16 protein-coding genes are annotated in these 18,758 nt (G+C 63.0%); 7 read left to right on the plus strand and 9 right to left on the minus strand.

Annotated features, from left to right (window positions below):
* Nucleotides 1–8 precede the first annotated feature (8 nt).
* Genes AC0Z42_RS27185 through AC0Z42_RS27195 form a run of 3 tightly spaced genes read right to left on the minus strand, consistent with a single transcriptional unit; the run spans nucleotide 9 to nucleotide 5,212 of the window.
* Nucleotides 9–2,786: an Hsp70 family protein gene (locus AC0Z42_RS27185; RefSeq protein WP_485471190.1), complete on the minus strand. Its 2,778-nt coding sequence runs from the start codon at nucleotides 2,784–2,786 to the stop codon at nucleotides 9–11.
* Nucleotides 2,787–4,637, minus strand: a complete 1,851-nt coding sequence (locus AC0Z42_RS27190; RefSeq protein ID WP_485471191.1) for an Hsp70 family protein — start codon at nucleotides 4,635–4,637, stop codon at nucleotides 2,787–2,789. It lies immediately after the preceding gene.
* Nucleotides 4,634–5,212 (minus strand): DUF2760 domain-containing protein, encoded by a 579-nt coding sequence (locus AC0Z42_RS27195; RefSeq protein WP_485471192.1) that lies wholly within the window; start codon nucleotides 5,210–5,212, stop codon nucleotides 4,634–4,636. Before AC0Z42_RS27195 ends, AC0Z42_RS27190 begins: the two co-directional genes overlap by 4 nt.
* Before the next feature lie 229 nt (nucleotides 5,213–5,441).
* Between AC0Z42_RS27195 and AC0Z42_RS27200 the strand changes: the two genes are divergently transcribed.
* From AC0Z42_RS27200 to urtE, 6 genes are all read left to right on the plus strand, one after another.
* Nucleotides 5,442–6,254, plus strand: a complete 813-nt coding sequence (locus AC0Z42_RS27200; protein WP_485471193.1) for a DUF4349 domain-containing protein — start codon at nucleotides 5,442–5,444, stop codon at nucleotides 6,252–6,254.
* A 195-nt stretch (nucleotides 6,255–6,449) separates the two neighbouring features.
* Nucleotides 6,450–7,703, plus strand: coding sequence for an urea ABC transporter substrate-binding protein (urtA, locus tag AC0Z42_RS27205; RefSeq protein ID WP_485471194.1), 1,254 nt, complete (start codon nucleotides 6,450–6,452; stop codon nucleotides 7,701–7,703).
* A gap of 137 nt (nucleotides 7,704–7,840) precedes the next feature.
* Nucleotides 7,841–9,448 carry an urea ABC transporter permease subunit UrtB gene (gene urtB, locus AC0Z42_RS27210; RefSeq protein ID WP_485471195.1) on the plus strand — a complete coding sequence of 536 codons (1,608 nt, stop codon included), beginning with the start codon at nucleotides 7,841–7,843 and terminating at the stop codon, nucleotides 9,446–9,448.
* Nucleotides 9,445–10,566 carry an urea ABC transporter permease subunit UrtC gene (urtC, locus tag AC0Z42_RS27215; protein WP_485471196.1) on the plus strand — a complete coding sequence of 374 codons (1,122 nt, stop codon included), beginning with the start codon at nucleotides 9,445–9,447 and terminating at the stop codon, nucleotides 10,564–10,566. Before urtB ends, urtC begins: the two co-directional genes overlap by 4 nt.
* Nucleotides 10,563–11,393 (plus strand): urea ABC transporter ATP-binding protein UrtD, encoded by an 831-nt coding sequence (gene urtD, locus AC0Z42_RS27220; RefSeq protein WP_485471197.1) that lies wholly within the window; start codon nucleotides 10,563–10,565, stop codon nucleotides 11,391–11,393. The genes urtC and urtD overlap by 4 nt, the downstream gene beginning before the upstream one ends.
* 2 nt (nucleotides 11,394–11,395) lie before the next feature.
* Nucleotides 11,396–12,094 (plus strand): urea ABC transporter ATP-binding subunit UrtE, encoded by a 699-nt coding sequence (gene urtE / locus AC0Z42_RS27225; protein WP_485471198.1) that lies wholly within the window; start codon nucleotides 11,396–11,398, stop codon nucleotides 12,092–12,094.
* On the opposite strand, the gene AC0Z42_RS27230 is transcribed toward urtE, so the two are convergent.
* The 6 genes from AC0Z42_RS27230 to AC0Z42_RS27255 all read right to left on the minus strand — a co-directional run bounded on the left by AC0Z42_RS27230 (nucleotide 12,095) and on the right by AC0Z42_RS27255 (nucleotide 15,447).
* Complete coding sequence (locus AC0Z42_RS27230) at nucleotides 12,095–12,679, minus strand: chromate transporter (protein WP_485471199.1); 585 nt, start codon at nucleotides 12,677–12,679, stop codon at nucleotides 12,095–12,097. It lies immediately after the preceding gene.
* Nucleotides 12,676–13,269 carry a chromate transporter gene (locus tag AC0Z42_RS27235; protein WP_485471200.1) on the minus strand — a complete coding sequence of 198 codons (594 nt, stop codon included), beginning with the start codon at nucleotides 13,267–13,269 and terminating at the stop codon, nucleotides 12,676–12,678. Before AC0Z42_RS27235 ends, AC0Z42_RS27230 begins: the two co-directional genes overlap by 4 nt.
* A 42-nt stretch (nucleotides 13,270–13,311) precedes the next feature.
* Nucleotides 13,312–13,527 carry a hypothetical protein gene (locus AC0Z42_RS27240; protein WP_485471201.1) on the minus strand — a complete coding sequence of 72 codons (216 nt, stop codon included), beginning with the start codon at nucleotides 13,525–13,527 and terminating at the stop codon, nucleotides 13,312–13,314.
* A gap of 120 nt (nucleotides 13,528–13,647) precedes the next feature.
* Complete coding sequence (locus AC0Z42_RS27245) at nucleotides 13,648–13,821, minus strand: hypothetical protein (protein WP_485471202.1); 174 nt, start codon at nucleotides 13,819–13,821, stop codon at nucleotides 13,648–13,650.
* 145 nt (nucleotides 13,822–13,966) lie between these two features.
* Nucleotides 13,967–14,545, minus strand: a complete 579-nt coding sequence (locus AC0Z42_RS27250; RefSeq protein ID WP_485471203.1) for a response regulator — start codon at nucleotides 14,543–14,545, stop codon at nucleotides 13,967–13,969.
* Between the two features lie 326 nt (nucleotides 14,546–14,871).
* Nucleotides 14,872–15,447, minus strand: a complete 576-nt coding sequence (locus tag AC0Z42_RS27255; protein WP_485471204.1) for a phosphohydrolase — start codon at nucleotides 15,445–15,447, stop codon at nucleotides 14,872–14,874.
* 166 nt (nucleotides 15,448–15,613) lie between these two features.
* Between AC0Z42_RS27255 and AC0Z42_RS27260 the strand changes: the two genes are divergently transcribed.
* A complete protein-coding gene (locus tag AC0Z42_RS27260) occupies nucleotides 15,614–18,748 on the plus strand; it encodes an NAD(P)-binding protein (protein WP_485471205.1) in 3,135 nt (1,044 codons plus the stop codon).
* Nucleotides 18,749–18,758: the final 10 nt, after the last annotated feature.

Here is an 18,758-nt window from a genome sequence, read left to right on the forward strand (position 1 = left end):
TTTGCGTGTCAGGTGAGCAGCTTCAATCCCGGCGGCAGTGCCTCCCCGAGAATGCGGCGGGTAGCCGCCTCGTCGAGCTGCACTACCTCGCGCACCATCGCCACCCAGTTCTCGGGCGCGCCGACGCCCTTGAGCCTGGCAATAATCGTGGTCCGCTGCGCATCGCCGATATCGCGCGAGCGGTCGCCCGTCATGCGCGCGATATGGGCGCTGGCAAAGGCGGCCGCTTCGGTTTTTTTCCAGTCCAGCGCCAGCAGCCGGTCCAGCCATGCCGACGCGGTTTCGGCGTCCACCACTTCATGCGCGCTGCCATGGAAAGGCTGGCGCGCGCCGACCCGGGCCAGCGCCCACAGGCTGTGTGCGTCGCCGGCGTCGGTCCGGTTTTTCGGTTTTTCCAGCCGTTTCAGCAACCAGGCGCCCACTTCGGCCTTGTAGCTGCCGGGGATGCGTTCCAAGGAGGCACCCAGGCGCAGCATGTCGTCGTCGCTGCCGTTGACCAGCGTGACTGGGCGGCTGCCGCGCTGGGCTGCATCGGCCTGCAGGTTGAAGGCGAAGTCGTCGAGCAATCGCAGCTGCTGGCTGGGGTCCAGGCCACCGGTGACCCTGCGCCACAGGGTCCACCATTCAGCGCAGACCTGGCTGTCCTTGTGGTGCTGCACGCCGCTGTCGAACATGGCCCACAACTGCTCGATACGCCAGGAATCGAGCGCGTCGCCGTAGCCGGGGCGCAAACACCAGCCGGCCAGGTTCAGCCACACGCGCTCATGTTCGGCAGAGCGGCGCCGGCCCCGATTGCGCTGCAGCAGGGCGTCGAACAGCTGGCGCAGCAGCGCGGTATCCCAGCCTTCGCGCCCGCCCAGGCCCTGTTCCAGGTGCTGGCGCAGCTGGCGCACTTCCTTCGGCGTGACTTTTTGCGCCTTGCCACCGAAAATGCGCTCGATCTTGTCGACCGCCTCTTTTACGCGCGGCGCGACGGTCGATACCTCGCTGTCCATGTCCTCCTCGTCGCGCAGCTGGAATTCCAGTAGCCAGCGCAAGCTGGCCTGTTCCTCGGCCACGCAGTGCACTTCCAGCGTGCCTACTTCGGTCATTACGGTAGCCAGCTGCACCGTGATTTCGCGCTTGTCGTTTGGGTGGTCGGGATCGTGCAGCACGCTGGCCAGCGGCGGCAGGCGCACGAAGTCTCCGTCGCCCAAGTCGACAAGGTCACCCAACTGCGGCGGCGTGCCGGTTTCGCCTGTGGATGACGCCAGGTGAAAGCGCACCGGCCGCCCCAGGCGCAGCGCGAAGCGGCGCTCAAGCAGGCGGACTTCCTCGCCGCTGTTTGCACCGCGCGGCAGGATGCAGACGGCGCGCTGATCCTTGCCGGCGTCGCCCAGCACCAGGAAGTAGCTGCGCGGCGAGCCGCCGGCGATGCGCGGCGCCTGGCCACGGCGCGCCAGCGCATAGGCGACGGCGCCGCGCGCCACCGCCACGTCGGGGTTATCGTTGTGCAGCACGGTGATTGGCGCGCCGCGCCAGTGCGTCAGCGTGTCGGCCAGGCGTCGCGCCAGCGCGTCGGCGCGGAACACGCCGCCGTTCAGCAGCAAGGTGTCGGGCAGTTCGCCCGGATGCTGCTGCAAAAAGCTCGCCAGGTGGCGCGTAATAGCCGCATCCTGGGCGTAGGGCAGGCCAAATTCGACGATGCCGGCGCGGCCCTTCCTGGCTGTGTCGGACGCTTCCACCAGCGGGAAAAAGCCGTCGACCACCATGCTGGCCACTTCCTCGCGCGTGAGGTCGACCGAGCGCGTGCCGCCAATCAGGCGCGAACCTGAACCGAGCAGGGTGACCGTCGCCCGGTCCGGCGCATCGCTGGACAGCAGCACTTCCTTGGCGGCGCGGCAGCGCTCCATCAGCTGCGACAGCCGTGCGGCCGACAGTTTCATGCCGCCGTCCAGGCCGGCCGACATCCGCGTTTCCACCAGATGCGCCAGCGCCAGATCCATATTGTCGCCACCGAGTATCAGATGGTTGCCCACGCCGCTGCGCGTGAACTGCGGTTCGCCCTGTTCATCGAGATCGACATCGATCAGGCTGAAGTCGGTGGTGCCGCCGCCCACGTCAACCACCAGGATGCGGCGCGTGCGCGCCAGCTGCGTCGGCAAGTCGTCGCGGTGGCGGTGCAAAAAGTCATAAAAAGCAGCTTGCGGTTCTTCCACCAGCTTGAGCGTATTCAAGTCGGCCAGCCTGGCCGCTTCCAGGGTCAGGGCGCGCGCGCCTTCGTCGAACGAGGCGGGTATCATCAGTACCAGTTCCTGGCGCTCGAGCGGTGCCTCGGGAAAGCGCGCATTCCAGGCGGCGCGCACATAGGCCAGATAGCTGGCGCTGGCGGCCACCGGCGAGACCTTCGCTACATCGCCCTCGGCGCCCCACGGCAGGATGGGCGCGTGGCGGTCGACATTGGCATGCGACAGCCAGCTCTTGGCGCTGGCCACCAGCCGGCCCGGCACCTGGCCGCCCAGCACGCGCGCCAGCGTGCCCGTGACGGCGTTATTTACGCCAGCGACGTCCGGTGCCGACCAGGGCAGGCGCAGTTCGTCCTGCGCCAGCTCGCCTTCGGCCGGGTGGTAGCGCAAGGACGGCAGCAGGGCGCGCGGCCCCACTTCGCCCGGCGCCAGCAGCTGCTCGATCTCGAACAGCTTGATGCCGGATGCCGTATCGCTGGCGTCAGCATATGCGACCACCGTATTGGTGGTGCCCAGGTCGATGCCGACCAGATAAGAAACCGGAGCCTTGGCCTTGGCCATTTACTGTACTGTGCCGCGCACGTCGAATTCCACCTTCCAGCGCTCGGCGCCGTCAGGCGATACAGCCAAAAGCTCAAGCGTTCCCGCCTCCGTCACGCGTGCATGCAGTTTCACTTGCACCACGTCGCCGGCCTGGCGGTTTTCGGCTGACAGGGTGGCCTGGATCTCGCTCAGTTCCTGCAGTTCTTCGGGACCCCAGAAGTCGAGCAGGTCGCCGATCTGGTCATTGCGACGGGTCGACGAGGCAAAGAAACGGAAGTGCACCGGTTCGCCCACCACCAGGCCGAATTGCTGGCCCGGCAGTTCCAGTTCGCTGCCTTCTTCCATGCCGAACGGCGCCACGCACAGGGCCTGGATCGGCGGCTCCATGCCGGGGATGGCCGGCATCGCCGACTCGATCGCCACATAGAAGGAACTGGCCGTGCCGCCCCGAATGCGCACGCCATGGCCGCGCCGTACATAGCTGTAGTAGGCGGCGCCGCGCGCCACCGCCAGGTCAAGGTCGGCGCCGGCCAGCATGCGTGCCGGTTCCGCGCCTTCCAGGTACAGCCAGTCGTTGACGGCGCCCATGATGCGCTGTACCAGCAGGTCGGACTTGAATACGCCGCCGTTGAACAGCACGGCGGTCGGGTGCAAGAAGCTGGCCTCGCCAGACTGGCGGCTTTCAAAGCCTTCCAGTTCGGCGGTGGCGCCAACTTGCCGGCCCAAAAATGCCGCCAGGTGGCGCGTAATGGCCGCGTCCTGCGCATACGGCAGGCCCAGTTGCGTCAAGCCGGCGCGTGTGCGCGCGGCAGGGCGGCTCGACGCTTCCACCTGCGGGAAGAAGCCATCGAGAATAAAGGTCGATACTTCGGCGCGCGTCAGTTCGGTGCGGATCGAGCCGCCGATCAGTTTCGAGCCACGGCTTGGCACCACGATCGCCGCGCTGTCCATGCCGCTGTCGGCCAGCAGGCTTTCCTTGGCGCTGCGGCAGCCGTAGGTCAATGCGCGCATCTGCCAGGCGTCCAGCTGGGTGCCATTGGTGGCGAGTTTGCGCGCCACCAGGTGCGCCAGCGCCAGGTCCATATTGTCGCCACCGAGCAGGATATGTTCGCCGACGGCGACGCGGTGCGGTTCGAGCACGCCGTCGCGTTCAAGCACGGCGATCAGCGAAAAGTCGCTGGTGCCGCCACCGACGTCAACCACGAGGATGATGTCGCCCGGCTTGACGTCCTTGCGCCAGCGCCCTTCGCTGGTCTGGATCCAGCTGTACAGGGCAGCTTGCGGCTCTTCCAGCAGGGTCAGATTGCTGTAGCCTGCCGCCTGCGCCGCTTCCATCGTCAGCTCGCGCGCCGATGGGTCGAACGAGGCGGGTATCGTGACGGTGATTTCCTGCTGCGCAAACGGCGCTTCAGGGTGCGCGTTGTCCCAGGCCTGGCGCAAATGCGTCAGGTAGCGCGTGGCGGCCGTGACCGGCGAAATGCGCGCCACTTCCGGCGGCGCATCGTTTGGCAAAATCGCCCCGCGGCGGTCCACGCCAGGGTGGCACAGCCAGCTTTTCGCGCTCGACACCAGGCGGATCGGTGTGGTGGCGCCACGGCTGCGCGCCATTTCGCCAACCACGAACGGTGCCTCGGCTTCTTCGGTGACCCAAGGCAGGGCCAGGTCGCCTGGCGCGACTTCGTCGGCGTGTGGCAGATACACAAACGATGGCAGCAGTGGCAGTTCTTCCAGGGTGCCGGGGTTTGATAACTGCGGCACTTGCAGCACGCCGTGCACGGATTTTTCGCCGTCGCTCTGGCCCAGGTTCACATACGACAGCGCGCTGTGGGTGGTGCCCAGGTCGATGCCGATGGCATACAAGGCGCTCACAGTTCCACCTCGGCCGGTGCCAGGATGGACGCGTCGTGCTTGTCGTTCAGTTTCGGCAGGCGCACGCTGGAGGCGCGCCAGCCGCGGTGGCTCAAGGTGCCCTTGAACGGCGCCGAGCCGACCACATTGCCGGTCAGGCGCACGGTAGCCGGATCAAAGCCTTCTTGCAGCACGATGCGGCTGCCTTCGTTTTCCGAACGCACCGGTTCGATGCTGAAGTACTCGCGCATGACCTTGGCGCAGCCTTCGTGCACCACACGGGCGGCCGCGCCAATATCGGCGTCGGCATGGCTGGCCAGGTTTTCCTGGGTAAAGTCGATCAGGCGCGCTTCGCGCTGCAGCAGTGCCAGCAATTGCAGTGCGGCGTCAGGCGTGGCTTCTTTCAGGATCACGGGGGCGGCGGCAGGCACCGGAGCCGGTGCGGGAGCAGGGGCGACCGGCGCGACTGGCGCTGCTTCAGGCAGGTTCAGCTTTTCCACGCGGGCGGCATACGCGCCATCGGACAGGGTGCTGAAAAAAGCGCCAAAGGCCAGCGGGATGCGGCGCCAGAACGACGGATGATTTGGTGTGCTCATGATGGATGGATTCTCTTATATTTAGGCGTCGGCGGCGCATGCTCAAGCAAAGCTGTGGCGTGGCCGCTTCGCGGTGTGTTGCAGGGCTGGTGCCGATGAACAGGCCAGCGTTTGCCCGCATGATACCAGTTAGCGGCGCAGGGCCAAAGCGGGGGGAGTTCGCCGCGTTGGCAATGATTTACACTTGGCAATAGAATGCACCTAATTACATATTAATAAAAAGGAAATCATGCAATTTTCTATCAAGCTGGGCAAAGCCGCTGCGATCGTGGCCTTGATCGTCCTGGCCGGCTGTGCGGGGAAAGAAGGACCACATTATCCAGTCGAGACGCGCATTGTCGAGGAAGTAGAGGGCAGGCAAGAACAGTTGCTTGCTTACGAACATAATATTGACATAGGAACAAGCGAGGCCCAGGTTGCTGCGTTATATGAAAAGGTGATCGCTGCCTGCAAGGCCGATACCGCCAACGCCTGCGTGCTGCTCGATTCCAATATCAGCAGTGGGCGTGAAGTGCGAGCGCGCATCAATTTGCGCGCCAGGCCAACGGGCATCAAGAAGATCGTGTCCCTGGTTGGCAGCGCGGGCGAAGTGACGAGTCAGGGCACCAAGGTGCAAGACCTGGGCCGCCCTGTGCTGGACAGCCGCAAGCGCCTGGCCATGCTGAAACAGTATCAAACACAGCTGCAGGAACTGGAACAGCGTTCGAGCAAGGATGTCGATGCGCTCATCAAAGTGACCAAGGAACTGGCTACCGTGCAGACGGAACTGGAGCAGGCGACTGCCGCGAATGCGCTATTGATGCAGCGCATCGATACTGACTTGCTGACGATCGATATCAGTTCCGAGGGTCGGAAATCATTCTGGTCCCCGATCAAACAATCGTTGGGCAATTTTACCGAGAACCTGTCCGAGGGCGCTGCCAACGGCATCACGGCGCTCGCCTATCTGCTGCCATGGCTGCTGGCGTTTGCCATCCTGTTCCCGCTGCTGCGCAAAGGCTGGCGCCGTTTGCGCGCACCACGCAAGGGCGTTGACAGGTAAAGCACCAGCGCCTTGCATTTGCCAAGCCCGGCTGCACAGTCCTTGTGCAGCCGGGTTTTTTTCGTGCAACAAAATCACTGGCGCACCAAACCGTGGCGCTTTCTTGATGTGGTGAACCTGTCAATGCTGGCATGCAATCTGCTTTAACACCTGTGTATGCCCCTCTCGACTATCCATCCACACTCAGGAGTCCACATGTCACGACGCATCATCTTGAAAGCGGCAGCAGCAGGCGCAATGGCCTTGGTTGCCTCGGCCTACACGCAGTCGGCGTTTGCCGCCGACACCATCAAGGTAGGGATACTGCATTCCCTGTCCGGCACCATGGCCATTTCCGAAACGTCGCTGAAAGACGTGGCGCTGATGACGATCGCCGAGATCAACGCCAAGGGTGGCGTGCTGGGCAAGCAGCTGGAACCGGTGGTGGTGGACCCCGCCTCGAACTGGCCGCTGTTCGCCGAAAAAGCGCGCCAACTGGTGGCGCAGGATAAAGTCTCGGTGGTGTTCGGCTGCTGGACGTCGGTATCGCGCAAATCGGTCTTGCCGGTCTTCAAGGAACTCAACAGCCTGCTGTTCTACCCGGTGCAGTACGAGGGCGAGGAACTGGAAAAGAATGTGTTCTACACGGGCGCCGCGCCGAACCAACAGGCGATCCCTGCCGTCGAATACCTGATGAGCGCGGACGGTGGCGGCGCCAAGCGCTTCGTGCTGCTGGGTACCGATTATGTATATCCGCGCACCACCAACAAGATCCTGCGTGCGTTCCTGAAAAGCAAGGGCGTCAAGGACAGCGATATCAGCGAGGTCTACACGCCGTTCGGCCATGCCGACTACCAGACCATCGTTGCCAATATCAAGAAGTTCTCGGCCGGCGGCAAGACCGCCGTCATCTCGACCATCAATGGCGATTCGAACGTGCCGTTCTACAAGGAACTGGGCAATGCGGGCCTGAAAGCGACCGACGTGCCGGTGGTGGCGTTCTCGGTCGGCGAGGAAGAGCTGCGCGGCATCGACACCAAGCCTTTGCTGGGCCACCTGGCGGCATGGAATTATTTCGAGTCCGTCAAGAACCCGGTGAATACTGACTTCATCAAGAAGTGGAAAGCCTACGCCGTCAAGCAGAAGCTGCCGAACGCCGGCTCGGTGGTCACCAACGACCCGATGGAAGCGACCTATGTCGGCATCCACATGTGGGCGCAGGCGGTAGAAAAAGCCAAGTCGACCGATACCGACAAGGTGATCGCCGCCATGGGTGGCCAGACCTTCAAGGCGCCATCGGGCTTTACCCTGACCATGGACGCCACCAATCACCACCTGCACAAGCCTGTGATGATCGGCGAGATCAAGGCCGACGGCCAGTTCAACGTGGTGTGGAAAACCAGGGAACCGATCCGCGCACAACCGTGGAGCCCGTTTATCAAGGGTAATGAGGCGAAGCAGAAGTTGTAAGCGCTTGCGCGTCGAAACTTAGTTGTGACCCCAGGCAAAGAGCTGGGGTCAGACCCGCCGGGTCTGACCCCGGAACTTGCCTTTGGGGTAAGGAAGCTCATCAACATAGTTGCTTTTCCACCCAGGAACCCATGCGCATGCAGCTCCTCCCCAAACTGCTGGCCCTCGCCTGCCTGCTTCTTTCTTCGCTGGCACAGGCCGCCATCGACCCCACGCTATTGAAACCATTATCCGGCGACGACCCCGAAGCGCGGGTTGCCGCTGTCGGCCAAATCGCCGCGCTGGCCACGCCGGAAGCAGCCCGCGTCTTGCAGGCGCTGCAGGCCGAAACCCTGTATGCCACCCCGGGTGGCGATGTGCTCATCGTCGAAGGCGATGGCGCGCAAGCGTATGACCCGGCTACCGGCAAGAGCGCAGCAACGCCCGACGGCATCGACGGCGTGATGGTCAACAACCGCCTGCGCGGCGTGGTGGAAGGCGCCTTGTCGGGCCTGAAACTGCTGGCGCCGGAGCGCGGCGAACGCCTGGCTGCGGCCCGGGAATTGCAAAAAGCCGTCAGCCCGGCGCAAATCCCGCTGATCCGCAAGGCGCTGGCGCAGGAGAGCGATGGCGAGATCAGGCAGATGCTGCAGGTGCTGATCGCCAGCGCCAACCTGCATGCGCCGGACGCGGCCACGCGCAAGCAGGCGGTGCAGGACCTGGCCGTCAGCAGCGATGCGCGATTGCTGGCGCCGCTGCAATCGATGCTCGACAAGGGTGCCGACGGCAAGCCGGGCGAACCCGACGAAGCCGTGCGCATCGCCGCTGTCGACACCATCGGGCAAATAAAAGGACGGGTGCAGCGCACTGAATTTGTTGGCAATATCTTTTACGGCCTGTCGCTGGGCAGCGTGCTGCTGCTGGCGGCGCTGGGCCTGGCGATTACCTTCGGCCTGATGGGCATCATCAATATGGCGCACGGCGAACTGCTGATGATAGGCGCCTACACCACTTACCTTTGCCAGCTGTTCTTCCGCGCGTATTTGCCGGGCATGCAGGACTGGTATCTGCTGGCGGCGCTGCCGGCGGCGTTCTTTGTTGCCGGCCTGGTCGGCGTGGTGCTGGAACGCACGGTGATCCGCTGGCTGTATGGCCGGCCGCTGGAAACCCTGCTGGCGACCTGGGGCATCAGCCTGATCCTGATGCAGCTTGTCCGCACCATCTTTGGCGCGCAAAACGTGGAAGTGGCCAATCCGGCCTGGATGTCGGGCGGCGTGACGGTGCTGGGGTCTCTGGTGCTGCCATACAACCGCATCGCCATTATCGTGTTCGCCATGCTGGTGGTGGTGGCCGTGTGGCTGATCCTCAATAAAACCCGGCTCGGCCTGTTCGTGCGCGCCGTCACGCAAAACCGCCGCATGGCCGATTGTGTCGGTGTCGCCACCGGCAAGGTCGACATGCTGACCTTCGGCCTCGGTTCCGGCATCGCGGGCCTCGGTGGCGTGGCACTGTCGCAACTTGGCAACGTGGGGCCGGACCTGGGACAAAGCTATATCGTCGACTCCTTCATGGTGGTGGTACTGGGCGGCGTGGGCCAGCTGGCCGGCACCGTGATCGCAGCGATCGGCCTGGGCGAAGTCAACAAATTCCTCGAACCGGTGGCGGGCGCCGTGCTGGCCAAGATCGCCATCCTGGTGTTCATCATTATCTTTATCCAGCGCCGGCCGCAGGGCCTGTTTGCCATGAAGGGACGCAGCGTCGAATGATTACCTCTCTACGCGTCAAGCAGGGCCTGTTTTCGCGGCCCGTCTGGGCGGCCATTGCCGCCTTCACCCTGGTGGCGGCCTTGCTGCCGATCTTTAACCTGATGTTTGCCGAAGGCCATCCGCTGCATGTGTCGGCCTATACGGTCGGCCTGGTCGGCAAGTTCATGTGCTATGCGCTGGCCGCGCTGGCGCTCGACCTGGTGTGGGGCTATACCGGCATTTTGTCGCTGGGCCATGGCGTGTTCTTTGCGCTGGGCGCCTATGCACACGGCATGTATCTGATGCGCGCGATCGGTGCCGGGGGCCAGTATCAAAGCGCCTTGCCCGATTTTATGGTGTTTCTCGACTGGAAGACCTATCCCTGGTACTGGGCCTTCACCGAACACTTCTGGTACTGCATGGCGCTGGTGGTGCTGGTGCCCGGCGTGCTGGCCTTCGTGTTCGGCTACTTCGCCTTCCGTTCGCGCATCAAGGGCGTCTATTTTTCGATCATCACGCAGGCGATGACGTATGCCTTCATGCTGCTGTTCTTCCGCAACGATACCGGCTTTGGCGGCAACAACGGTTTTACTGACTTCAAGACCATCCTCGGCCATAGTGTGACGGCGCCCGCCACCAAGGCCGCGCTGTTCCTGTTGACCCTGGCGTTTCTGGTCAGCGCGCTGATCGGCGCGCGCGCCATCGTCAGCTCCAAGCTGGGCAGGGTGCTGCAGGGCGTGCGGGACGGCGAGGCGCGGCTGATGTTCCTCGGTTATAACCCGCTGTGGTTCAAGCTGTTCGTGTGGACCCTGTCCGCCGTGCTGTGCGGCATTGCCGGCGCCCTGTATGTACCGCAGGTGGGCATTATCAACCCGTCCGAAATGTCGCCGGCCAACTCCATCGAGATGGTGGTGTGGGTGGCGGTCGGCGGACGCGGCACCCTGATCGGCCCTATCCTGGGCGCCTTTACCGTCAATGGCCTGAAAAGCTGGTTTACGGCCGCCTTGCCCGAGCTGTGGCTGTTCGCGCTGGGCCTGCTGTTTATCGTCGTCACCCTGTTCATGCAGCAGGGCATCCTTGGCGTGCTGGCCAAGTTGAAACGCAAGAAATCCGCCGTCGTGGCAGAGGAGGCCGCATGAGCATCCGCATGGTACCTGGCATGGCCAGCGGCGAAGCCGGTTCCTCCTATGCCAGGGTCAAGGGCGAAGGCGTCGACACCACCCACGGTGCGATTCTGTACCTGGAAGACATCACCGTGTCGTTCGATGGCTTCAAGGCCATCAACAAGCTGAGCCTCGATATTTCGGTGGGCGAGCTGCGCTGCATTATCGGGCCGAATGGCGCCGGCAAGACCACCATGATGGACGTGATCACCGGCAAGACGCGGCCCACCTCCGGCACGGCCTGGTTCGGCCAGACCATGGATTTGTCGACCATGACCGAGTACGCGATCGCCCACGCCGGCATCGGCCGCAAGTTCCAGCGCCCCACCGTGTTCGAGCAGCATACGGTGTTCGACAACCTGGAATTGGCGATGAAGATGAACAAGCGCGTCGCCACTACCCTGTTTGCGCGCCTGTCGTCCGAGCAGGAAGGCAAGATCGAAGCCATCTTGCGCCTGATCCGCCTGCATGGCCACGAGGCGCGGCTGGCCGGGCTGCTGTCGCACGGGCAAAAGCAGTGGCTGGAAATCGGCATGCTCTTGATGCAGGAGCCGCAACTGATCTTGCTCGATGAACCCGTGGCCGGCATGTCGGACGCGGAAACCGCGCGCACGGCCGAGCTGCTCAATGAATTGCGCGGCAAGCATTCCATCATGGTGGTCGAGCACGACATGGGATTTGTCAAGGAAATCGCCCAGCAGGGCATCGTCACTGTGCTGCACGAGGGTTCGGTGCTGGCGCAGGGGCGCATGGATGAAGTGCAAGCCGACGAGCGCGTCATCGAAGTCTACCTGGGAAGATAAACATGCTGGAAGTGACGCAACTGAACCAATACTATGGCTCCTCGCACACCTTGCGCGGCGTGTCGCTGACGGCGAAAAAAGGCGAATGCCTGGCTTTGCTGGGGCGCAATGGCGTCGGCAAGACCACTTTGCTCAAATGCCTGATGGGCGTGCTGCCGGTGGCGCAGGGCAAGGTGGTGTTCAATGGCCGCGACATCACCAAACTGTCGCCGCATGCGCGGGCCAAACTGGGCATCGCCTATGTGCCGCAGGGGCGCGATATTTTCGCGCGCCTGACGGTCGAGGAAAACCTGCTGATGGGCATGGCCGTGAAAAGCGGCCACCAGGCCTCGCGCATCGACGAGATGGTGTATGACCTGTTTCCGGTGCTGAAGGAAATGCTTGCGCGGCGCGGCGGCGATTTGTCCGGCGGCCAGCAGCAGCAACTGGCGATCGCGCGCGCCTTGCTGGCCAGCCCGGAGCTGATCATTTTTGACGAACCGACCGAAGGCATCCAGCCGTCGGTAATAAAGGATATCGGCCGCGTGATCCGCCTGCTGAAACAGCGCGGCGATATCGCCATCGTGCTGTGCGAACAGTATTTCGATTTCGCGCGTGAACTGGCCGACCAGTTCATCGTGCTGTCACGCGGCAGCGTGGTGGCCAGCGGTGGAGCGGAGCTGATGGATGGCGAGGATGTCAAACGGCATCTGGCGGTCTGACTACACCAATTGATACCATCCCAGCACGGCGCCTGCTGCCAGCAGCCACAGCAGGTGGATTTTCGTGCGCCAGATAATCAGGCCGGCCACCACCGACAAACTCCAGATCGGCCAGTCGGTGGTGAAATTATGGTTGGCGCCGCCCAATATCATGCCGGTGGAAATCAGCAGGGCGACGACGATGGGCGCCATGCCCTGCTTGAAGGCGCGCACGCCGCGCAGGTGGCGGTTGCGGTGGCCCCAGCTGGCGGCCAGGTAGGTGAGCGTGGTGCTGGGCAGCATGATGCCCACCATGGTCACCAGCACGCCCATGCAGGCGGCGGCGGTGCTGCCGGCGTTCATGCCCACGTTCCAGCCCATCAGTGCGACAAACAATACATTGGGACCAGGTGCGGCCTGGGCGATGGCGATCGACTCGTTGAACTGCGCCTGCGTCAGCCAGCCATGCTGTTCCACCAGGAAGCGGTGCATTTCGGCGGTGGTGGAAATGGCGCCGCCAACCGACATCAGGGACAGCATCAGGTAGTGGCCGAAAAGGCTGAGCCAGTCGGAGGTGCTCAGCACCAGTTGCAATGGCGGGTTCATGGCGGCAGCCTGCGCCAGGTCAGTGTGCAGCCCAGGCCGCCCAGCACCAGCAGCACATAGACCAGCGGCAGGCGCAGCACGGCCACCGCCAGCACGCCCAGTACCACCAGGCTCAAGGTCAGCCACAGCGGCAGCGGGTGTTTGACCAGCGCGGCGGCCAGCTTGACGCCGGTGGCGGCAATCATGCCGGCCGACACGGCGGCCATGCCGCGCAGGGCGCCTGCCAGCTGCGGGTCGGTACCGAAGCGCGTGTAGAGCACGCCCAGCACCAGCACGATCAGCAGTGGCACGGCCAGCATGCCGGCCAACGCCGCCAGCGCGCCGGACAAGCCGAAATAGCGCCCGCCCACCATCAGCGACAGATTGACCACATTTGGCCCGGGCATGATTTGCGCCACCGCCCAGTCTTCCAGGAACTGTTCCTGCGTCAGCCAGCGCTTGCGCTCGACCATCTCGCGCTGGATTACGGCCAGCACGCCGCCAAAGCCCTGCAGGGCCAGCCAGGTAAACGAGAAAAACAGATCGGATCGGGATGCTGGCCGTGGCTGGCTGGCGTCATCGGCGAAGGTGGGGGAGTGGTGCTCGGTCATGGCCGATTATGGCCGTGCCGGCCCCACCTTGTCCATCTCTTCCTAGCCGCCGCCGATGCCGGCGATCACCACGCCGCTGCCGGCGCACATGGGGCAAACCTGGCCATCGGGCATGGTGCCCACGCCATTGCAGTGGGTGCATACGTCTTCGCCGGTGCCCGGGGTGTCGGGCGGGGCGATATCGCCAGGGTTGACATCGTCGCTGGCGCTGCGGTCTTGATCCTGTTCCTGGTTCTGATCCTGATTGGCATTGGGCATGGCAGTCTCCGTTGGCACATAGGGTGATTGGGTGATTGGGTGATTGAGTGATTGGACAGCGGCCAGCCAGGAAGATTCCCCATCGCGCTAACTCGCGCATTGTGTCTTGCCGCTTGCTGTTCAGTTATACACAAATGATGAGTTGGTGAAACAGTGGAAATAATTTTCCGGCGATGAAGCTTGGGTTTGCAAGTCGTTGATTTTGCTCGGTAATTTTTCTGCTGCTTGATTGAGCAGTTTATTGAAAGCCGCACCGGCTGTGGCTTTGAGGGCTGTCAATAGGCGCTTATCCACAAAGATATCCACAGTCCGTGTGGATATCTGAAAAAGCGCTTAACAATCCGCCACTTAGCGTCATTGCGCGGAGGAATCAGGAAATTTTCAGCACCAGCGGCCGCTGCTGATACTGCTGTATGCCCATCCAGTGCGGGTGGGAAACTCAGCGCGCAGGGTCTATGCAGTGTTCCAGCGCCGCCGCCAGGTCGGCTACCTGGCGTTCCGCATCGCGCAGGCTGGCGTAGGTGCGCAGCGAAGAAATCACGGTCGTAAACAGTTTGCGCGTGGTGAGATCGGTCTTGCACCAGAAATCGTTGATGTCGTAGTCGATGATGATGCGGTGTTCGAGCGCCTGGCCCGGCTGGCCGGTGCGCAGGATAATGCGCACCGCACTGTTGTGCAGGTCTTCGCGGATCTGGCGCGCCACGTGCAGGCCGGCATCCTGGGTTTCCATGATGACGTCGAGCAGGACCACGGCGATGTCCTGCGTGCTGCGCAGCAAGGTGAGTGCTTCCTCGCCCGTATAGGCGTGCAGGAAGCTCAGCCTGCGGCCTTCGAAGCTGGCCTGGCTGAGGGCGAATTTGGTGACCACGTGCACATCGACATCATCGTCGACGATCAGCACCCGCCACGGTTGCGCACTGGCCTGGCCAGCATCGTCGTCATCTTCGCTGCGCGGTTCGTCGACCAGCCAGTCGGCTTCATCATCCGCGTTGGCGGTTTTTACAGTATCTGTATTCATGCATTTCCCAGCGTTGAGCGTGCGCGCCGCATCTACCTTAGGCCAGTGTGCGCGCTTTGTCAAAGGGCACGGCGGCCGCAGGCGCGTTGCCTGCCGATGCTGATGCTCAGAAAATATATTTTTCCTCATGGACAAAAAATTACTGCGCCAGCGCAAAGCTTGCCTTGCAAGTCATTGATTATATTCAGGAAAAAAATTGCCTGCGAATTCAGCAAATTATTGAAACCCGCACCAATACTGGCGTTGCGGCTTGTCAAGAGGGGCTTATCAACAACTTTATCCACAGTTGCTGTGGATATCTGAAAAAACCGTGCAAAAACCGTGGCTTAGCGCAACAAGCCGGCGCCAGGTTGGCGGCCCTGGGGCGCGCGCAATTCTTCGAAGCGCTGCAGGAAGCGCTGCTTCGCTTCACTGGGGTCCATGGCAACAATTATAGCGGGCAAGGGGGCAATGCCGTCAAGATAGGCCCAGCGCTCGGCCGAATGCGGCATCAGGTCGCGCTTTTCCGTCGCCAGCGCGATCAGGTCGGCCCGCTTGATGGGGGCGTAGTCGGAAAAATCGATACCGTAGGTGGCAGCGATAATGGCCGTCACCCGGTCTTCCAGCGCGGCAAATTCAGGCATCAGCACTTTCAAGGGCTTGACCATGTCGCCCAGGTAGGCTTCGGCCGCGTCATGCAGCAGCGCGGCCAGGCGCAACGGCGGCGGCACCAGGCCGGCAACGATCAGGCTGTGCTGGGCAACTGAATAAAAGGTTTTCGTCTGGCCATTGAAACGACACTGGTAGGCCAGGCCGTGGGCGATATCCTCGATGGCGACCCGGTCGATATGGGGCCGCAGCGGATAGAAGCGGTTGCCGGAAAAAGTGGAAACGTAATCGGTGGTAATGGCGGTGGATTGCATATCGATAGTCTGCGGGGCGCGTGCGTTAGGCATGCCGCCATCGTACACCGCGCGCCGTGCGGGGGAGGGTCTTGTTGGCAGGCCCGGCAATTAATTTCATAACGTCAATCTTTCTTTTTCATCTAGACTATATCGAACATCCATTCCTAACCGGCGGGAGCAGGCGATGACGGCAAGACCTTCTTATATCTACCAGGGCGGCTCGGTGATGATGCACTCGCCGCTGCAGCTGAAGCAGGCCGAAATGTATGGCTACTTTGTCAAGGGCGACCTGGCCAAACTGCAGGCCACCATCAACACCAGCTTGAACCAGGTGGCCGGCAAGCGCATGACGTTCAAGGCCTTGTCGCCGTATGTGATGCTGACCTTTACGCGGGTCAACCATGCCGATTCGGCCAACCCGGTCGACCAGGCCAAGGGCTGGATCACGGAAGTCGATATCGTCACCTGGATTATGGTCGGCCAGATGGATGAGCACGGCAAGCTGGCGCATATCTTCTGGTACCCATGCCATATCTTTGTCGACGACGCGATGGCCCTGATCAACGGGCGCGAGCTGTTCGGCTACCCCAAATACCTGTGCGAATACGAGATCCCCGAACCCGGCAGCGAACCGCTGCGCTGCTCGGTGGCCACCAAGGGTTTCCACCCTTTTTCGCCCGAGACGAAAATCGCCCTGCATCCGTTGCTGGAAATAAACGCCACCGTGCAGACGGGGCCGCACAAGCCGGTCAGCAGTTTCCTGGACCTGATCGAGCAGGCCTTCAGGATGTTCCTGTCGATTCCCGATTTCTTCGACCTTGATCACGCTGGCTGGCACGATATCCTGTCGCTGCTGCGCAAGCCGCGCATCGGCCAGATCTTCCTCAAGCAGTTTCCCGACAGCGCGGGCGTGAAAGCGGTCTACCAGGCGCTGGTGGCCGCGCCGGCCGACATCAACCGCCTGCACAGCGGCCGTCTGCTGGGCCATGAATACGAATGCACTTTGCACGCTTTTGACAGTTTTCCGCTGGACCAGACCCTGGGCTTGAAGCTGGGCGCGCAATCGGCGATCCTGCCGTTCAACGTAAATTTCGACTTTACCGCCATGCCGGGCGAGGAACTGCTCGACAATTCGGCCATCGCGCCTGAAAAAATTGCCATTCTCGGTGGCGGCGTCGGCGCGCTGACGGCCGCTTATTACCTGACCGACCAGCCGGGCTGGCAAAACCAGCACGAAATCACCGTCTACCAGCTGGGCTGGCGCCTGGGCGGCAAGGGTGCCAGCGGGCGCAATGCGCAACTGGGCCAGCGCATCGAGGAACACGGCCTGCATATCTGGTTCGGCTTCTATGCGAATGCTTTCAAGATGATAAAGGAGGCCTATGCCAGCCTGGATCGCCCGCCCGGCTCGCCGCTGGCCACCTGGCGCGACGCCTTCAAACAGCAGGATTACGTGGCGCTGTCGGAAGACGTGCGCGGCCAATGGCGCAACTGGTCGATCGTGTTTCCCACCTTGCCGGGCGAACCGGGCGAGGGCGGCGAAGACGTCACCCTGTGGCAGATGGCGGTGGCGATGGTGGGCTGGATCGAACAGTGGATACGCCAGATCCGGCAGGTGGCCGAAGCCGACGCGCGCATCGCCCGCGCCGCGGCCGGCCTGGACCAAGGAGGCGAAGGCAAGTGGCCGGGCTGGCTGCGCCGGCTGGCCGATGAGGTGGTGGAGCAGGCCGATGAACTGGGGCTGGACGTGGGGCTGTCGGTGGGCGCACTGGTGGCGCTGGTGGCCGACCTGGCGCCCGATTCCACGCGCCACGACGGCGCCCGCCACCAGCTGCTGGCCGGCACTCTTTCCGGCATCCGCGCCTGGCTGCGGCTGCGCTACCGGGCGCTGATCGACGCCGACGATGAACTGCGCCGGCTGTTCACCTGCCTGGACCTGGGCATCACCGTGATGAAGGGCTGTTTCGAGGATGGCGTGTTCAAACACGGCTTTGACGTCATCAACGATATCGATTTCCGTGACTGGCTGCGCAAGCACGGTGGCGACGAGCGCTTCAGCATCGACTCGGCCCCCGTGCGCGGCTTCTACGACCTGGTGTTTGCCTACGAAGGCGGCGATTTTTCAAAGCCGAATATCGAGGCCGGCACCTTGCTGCGCTCGATGGCGCGCATCGGCCTGGCCTACAAGGGCGGCATCATGTTCAAGATGCAGGCCGGCATGGGCGACACCATTTTCACGCCCCTGTATGAAGTGTTGAAAAAACGCGGAGTACAGTTCAGATTCTTCCAGCGCGTGGAAGAACTGGTGCCTGCCGATGGCGAGATCGACAGCATCCGCATCACCGAGCAGGTGGCACTGCGCGACAGCGCCGCCGGCTACGCGCCGCTGGTCGACGTGAAAGGCCTGGCCTGCTGGCCCGGCGCGCCCGATTACGCGCAGTTCGAGCCGGCCCAGGCAGCCCTGCTGCAACAGGCTGGCATCAACCTGGAATCGTACTGGAGCGACTGGCCGCAGCGTTACCAGCAGGCGTTCGGCCAGCCGCTGCCGGTCACTGTATTGAAGAAGGGCGTCGACTTCGACAAGGTGGTGTTCGGCATTTCCATCGGCTCGCTGCCGGCCCTGTGCCCACAGTTGCTGGCGGCCAGTCCCGCGCTGGCGCAGACGGTGGACAAGGTGAAAACGGTGGCCACGCAGGCCTACCAGGTGTGGCTGAACCAGGACCTGGCGCAGATGGGCTGGACCACACAACCGGGCGGCCAGCAGCCGGTGCTGTCGGCATTTATGGAACCCTACGATACCTGGGCGCCGATGGACCAGCTGCTGGCGCATGAAGACTGGCCGGTGGGACATGAGCCAAAAAATGTGTCGTACTTTTGCAGCGCCTTCCCCGTCGACAGCTATCCGCCCGTGACCGATACGGCGTTTCCCGCCCGCTGCGCGGCGCAGGCAAAGCGCGGCGCCGTCAATCAGCTGGAAAGCCAGATCGCCGCGCTGTGGCCCGAAGCCGGGCCAGCCGGCGCCTTTCCCTGGCACTGGCTGGTCGATGCGAAAGAGGCCAGCGGCCCGGCGCGTTTCGACAGCCAGTACTGGCGCGCCAATGTCGACCCGTCCGAGCGTTATGTAATGTCGGTGGTGGGCAGCACCCAATACCGGCTGGCCGCCGACCAGTCGGGGTTTTCCAATCTGTTCCTGACCGGCGACTGGCTCAAAACGGGGCTGAACGCCGGCTGCGTCGAGGCAGCCGTGATGGCGGGCATGCAGACCTCGCGCGCGATGACCGGGCATCCGGCCGTGATCAAGGGCGAGACCGATTTTTAGTCTTGCTATG

The organism is Janthinobacterium sp. 1L-D-8-B-C4 (assembly GCF_057291295.1).